The sequence below is a fragment of the Arenibacter lacus genome (assembly GCF_008711145.1).
GTDB lineage: Bacteria > Bacteroidota > Bacteroidia > Flavobacteriales > Flavobacteriaceae > Arenibacter > Arenibacter amylolyticus.
Map to the genome: position 1 here is coordinate 1 of NZ_VVIN01000115.1, position 4,276 is coordinate 4,276.

4 protein-coding genes are annotated in these 4,276 nt (G+C 44.6%); all 4 read right to left on the minus strand.

Annotated features, from left to right (window positions below):
- Positions 1-395, minus strand: a 395-nt coding sequence (locus tag F1E73_RS16425) for an SDR family NAD(P)-dependent oxidoreductase (protein WP_150452580.1), incomplete at its 3' end; no start/stop codon positions are given.
- Positions 396-1,421, minus strand: coding sequence for a zinc-binding dehydrogenase (locus tag F1E73_RS16430; RefSeq protein ID WP_086477425.1), 1,026 nt, complete (start codon positions 1,419-1,421; stop codon positions 396-398). It abuts the gene before it with no gap.
- Positions 1,422-1,451: 30 nt separating this feature from the next.
- Complete coding sequence (locus F1E73_RS16435) at positions 1,452-2,150, minus strand: orotidine 5'-phosphate decarboxylase / HUMPS family protein (protein ID WP_086477424.1); 699 nt, start codon at positions 2,148-2,150, stop codon at positions 1,452-1,454.
- A 200-nt stretch (positions 2,151-2,350) separates the two neighbouring features.
- Positions 2,351-3,493 (minus strand): saccharopine dehydrogenase family protein, encoded by a 1,143-nt coding sequence (locus tag F1E73_RS16440; protein WP_150452581.1) that lies wholly within the window; start codon positions 3,491-3,493, stop codon positions 2,351-2,353.
- Between the last annotated feature and the right edge of the window lie 783 nt (positions 3,494-4,276).

Genomic DNA, 4,276 nt, shown 5'->3' on the forward strand with positions numbered 1-4,276 from the left:
CACCCCCGCACTTTGGATAAATGGGGCAAGGCAGCCTGAATTATCGCCAAAGGAGCAATCGTATTCACGGCTAGCATTCGCTCCATAAGTGAAATGTCTGTGGTATTTATATTGGAAGAACCAATCAAAGCGGCATTATTGACCACTGCATCCAGTTTGCCATAAGTTCTCAGCGTTTCTGCTACGAGTTTCTGAGGCGCTTGGGGATTGGTAATATCTATGGTGAAAATGCTGGCGTTTTCTGCTCCTAGCTCCTCTACAAGAGTTTTTCCGAGATCCTCGTCCAACCCGTTCACCATTACCTTGGCACCTTCGGCCACACAGCGGCGGGCTATAGCTAGACCAATGCCTGTGTAGCCACCCGTTATCAGTATAGTTTTCTCTTTTAATCGCATCTAATCAGGTCTTAATACACTTTTAACTACTTCCCCACAATGCATTTGTTCAAATGCCTCCCTCCAATCGGTTAGTTTCCATACTCCGCCAATTATAGGTTTCACATCCAATTGGCCCGAAGCCAATAGCGAGAGTACTTTTTCCCAAATAGGCCAATTATGGCTAAAACTTCCCTGTAGGGTCACATTTTTTTGCACTAGGGGATCCAAAGAGAAGTTTAAGGGCTGTGGCCCCCACCCTACTTTGGTAATATGACCATTAGGCCTAACCAATTCTAAAGCAATCTTTAAGGTGGCACTTGCCCCAGCAGCGTCTATTATACAATCGGCTCCCAAACCGTCCTTTTTAAGGGCCCATTCCGAAGCGTCCCCAACAATGCCTTCACAGCCGTATTGTTTGGCAATCTCCAACCTACCTCGATCGGATTCCAACCCTATGATTGCTACTTCTGCACCACTTAAGCGGGCCATGGCAGCACATAGGATTCCGATGGTCCCTGGCCCTAACACCACTACCCGATCCCCGGGTTTTATGGGCGAATTCACTACTACGGCATTGTAGGCCACGGAGCAAGGTTCGGTAAGACAGGCTTGTTCAAAAGGAAGGTTATCGGGCACCTTGTGAAGACAACGAGCAGGCACCTTTACAAAGCGCGTCATAGCTCCATTTACCCCATATCCAAATCCCTTTCTGGTAGGATCTAGGTTATAAAGCCCCTGTTTGCTCATGGGATTATTGAGATCTATCACTGCTGCAGTCTCGCTAACTACCCTATCTCCCTCTTTCCAGTCTTTTACTCTGTTGCCTAGTGCTACAATATGCCCCCCAAATTCGTGTCCCAACACTACGGGATAATTCACGGGCCAACTATGGTCGGCCGTCCATTGGTGTAAATCGCTGCCACAGACTCCTACGTTGGCGACTTCCAACAGCACATCTTCTTCCCCAATTTCTGGCTTGGCGACTTCCCTAATTTCTACACTTCCCTTTTCTGGGGCATAGTTCACAACTCCGATCGACTTCATAATGGTATTTGTATCAACTCTGATTACTAGTTATTTTGAGACCTTCCCATAGGCATGGATTTTATCACATATTAATCGCAAGGAGCTTTCCAGATCTCCATCGGCTGTTTTAAAAGAATCGGCATCGATGGTCAGCGGAGCGCCTAAAACTACCATAGGCGCACCGTATTCCGGACAGCGTATGGCCTGCTCTAAACTGAGTCCGCCTACCGCTTGCACCGGAACGTTTACTGCATTTACCACTTCTCTTAACTGATCTAATGGGCTGGGCATTTTTAATCCTTGTGCGGCAATGCCTCGGCGTTCATCATACCCAATATGGTGAATAACATAATCGCACCCCAATTCTTCCAGCAGCTTTGCTCCTTCTACCATATCTGGACATCCCAAATTGTCTCCCATCACTTTTACGCCATAATCTTTGCCTGCCTGTACTACAACCTTGATGGTCTCTACATGCGCCCTAGCCATTACTACAACGTGTGTAGCGCCAGCTTTGGCCATCATTTCGGCTTCCAAATACCCTCCGTCCATGGTTTTTAGATCGGCAACTATCGGAATACCCGGAAAGGCCTCCCTCAACTTCCTTACCCCATGCAGGCCTTCTGCCAAAATAAGCGGAGTCCCCGCCTCTAACCAATCTACTCCGGCCCTTAAGGCCATGGCGGCAGTTTCTAAAGCTTCGTCAATATTGGTAAGGTCAAGGGAGATTTGTACAATGGGTTTCATGTTGGTGGTATAGTTGGTGATACAAAAATGTCTGGATTAATAGTTCCACTTAAAAATGCTATAAGAAATACAGGAACTATCCCAGTCATAAAGGTAATTAATCATCCTATACATATTTGATCAATTAGTTAGTCAATCTTACCCTTTTCAGCTATATTTCTTCATAAAAACGCCAAATTCCGATCATTTTATAACCGATCTCATTCTTCTATTTCCCCGTAAACAGGCGTAACAAACTTCCCGTTCAGAAAGGGTAGCGGGTCTAGCTGACTTTGCAGAATCAATCCTTTTGACTTAGTGCTCAATAAATGATAAGCAGCCTCCACCATAGGAACTGCGGTCGTCGTCTGAATTGCTTTTAGGGTATGTTTCCCTACTTTTTGCGGGTAGATTTTCTTGGCTACTTCATTTCTTCTAAGAATCCCCTTGGAATCTTTCCCTTCTACGGCGGCATAGAGTACAATTTGATCGTCTTCTATATGCGGAATTGCCTCACCCATCACTCGTTGTAAAGTCGCTATAGTATCATCATCCTTTTCCATTCCCTTAATCTGATGATCTACCCACGCATAATGCCCGGGATGCCTCAAAGTTTTATAATCTAAGTTCCCTACTTTTCCTTCCAACGCGTGGGGCAGATCGGCAGCACCGCCGGAAGTAAGGTCTTCCTCATAGGCAATTCCGTCTATAATTATGGTGGCCCTTTCCGATAGGGACGGACGTTGTTTTATTTTATAGTTCCGCAATGTTTCGGCTTCTTTAATATACTCTGTAGCCACGCCAATCGGACTCCATGTAAAACCATAATAATGAGGGGCTACGGCATGGTGCGTTAAAGCCCCTACCTTAAACTCTAAGGAATCTACCTTATCCACCTTGTTGGCCTTACAAAATTCCAAAAACAGATGATGCGCCAACACATCGATATACCCTGGTGCCAACCCAGATTGAAGTATAAATCCTGTTTCCGCATCCTTGGCTAATGCCATAATCTCCTTGGTTTCGGCCACGTACTCCGTTAGGTTTACATAGTGCATGCCATATTCTTTGGCATAACCCGCCATTCTCGGGGCCAAACTCCCCGGCAGACAGTCTAGCAGAATATCGCCCTCTCTGAAGACCGACTCCATCTCGCTAGTAGTTTCATTTTCTGAAAGCAAAAAAGCCTTCACCTCGCAGGGTTTGGTGACCCCATCTTTAATCCATTGCGCTACCTGTTGGGCTTTGTCCAAGGTTCGGTTTCCAATAAACAGCTGTGGAGTACCCTCTGCCCACTCCGCTATAATAAGCCCCACCGCACTAGCAATCCCACCAGCGCCAGCAATTACGATTTTATGTCCCATATTAGTTGATATTTAGGATAGAAAGATACCAATTTTATTTTGGGCGTTCCCCTATCGGGTCGCTCTTTACGCTTAATCTTTTTTGGTTGTTGCTAAGTAAGATTATTGCTCACACTTTTCGTGATTATCAACTAGACCTACAAGGTTTGAGAAACCTCGCAGGTCTTAGGATAATTATAAATCATATGTCAAAAAAGGATATCGCTGCAATAGCTAACGCAAAAATTAGTAGTTAGTACAAAGTATTGAGATTGGGTAAGTGGTCAGTAATCGGTGAACAGTAAAATCAGTAGTCCCTTCAATTAACAATAACCAATTAGCAAAAAACAGTTGGGTCGGCCCTTTATGAATCTAGGGATGAGTAAAACCTACAAAGCCCTTAGTCAGTTCGAATGAACGATAGTGAAGAGAACTACGGTAACAGTGGTCAGTAATCGGTGAACAGTAAAAAGTAATCAGTAGTCTCTTCAATTAACAATAAACAATAAGCAATAACCAATGTGTTTAGGCATTAGTAAACAGACGTCAGTAAAGTTCTATAAACAATAACCAATTAGCAATAAGCCATTGGATCAGCTGTTTAACTAAAGAATGAGTAAAACCTACAAAGTTTTTTTAGTCAAAAAATAAAAATCAACTATTTGGCTAATAGCACTAATCCTCCGCTAGCGCGAGCATTTTGCTCGTGCTAGCAGGAGGAAGTAGGTATAGTTTAAGTGGAATTCCGACGTAAGGCCTGCCCGAAAGCAAAGGCGGGCCTGCCCGAATACAAAGGCGGGCCTG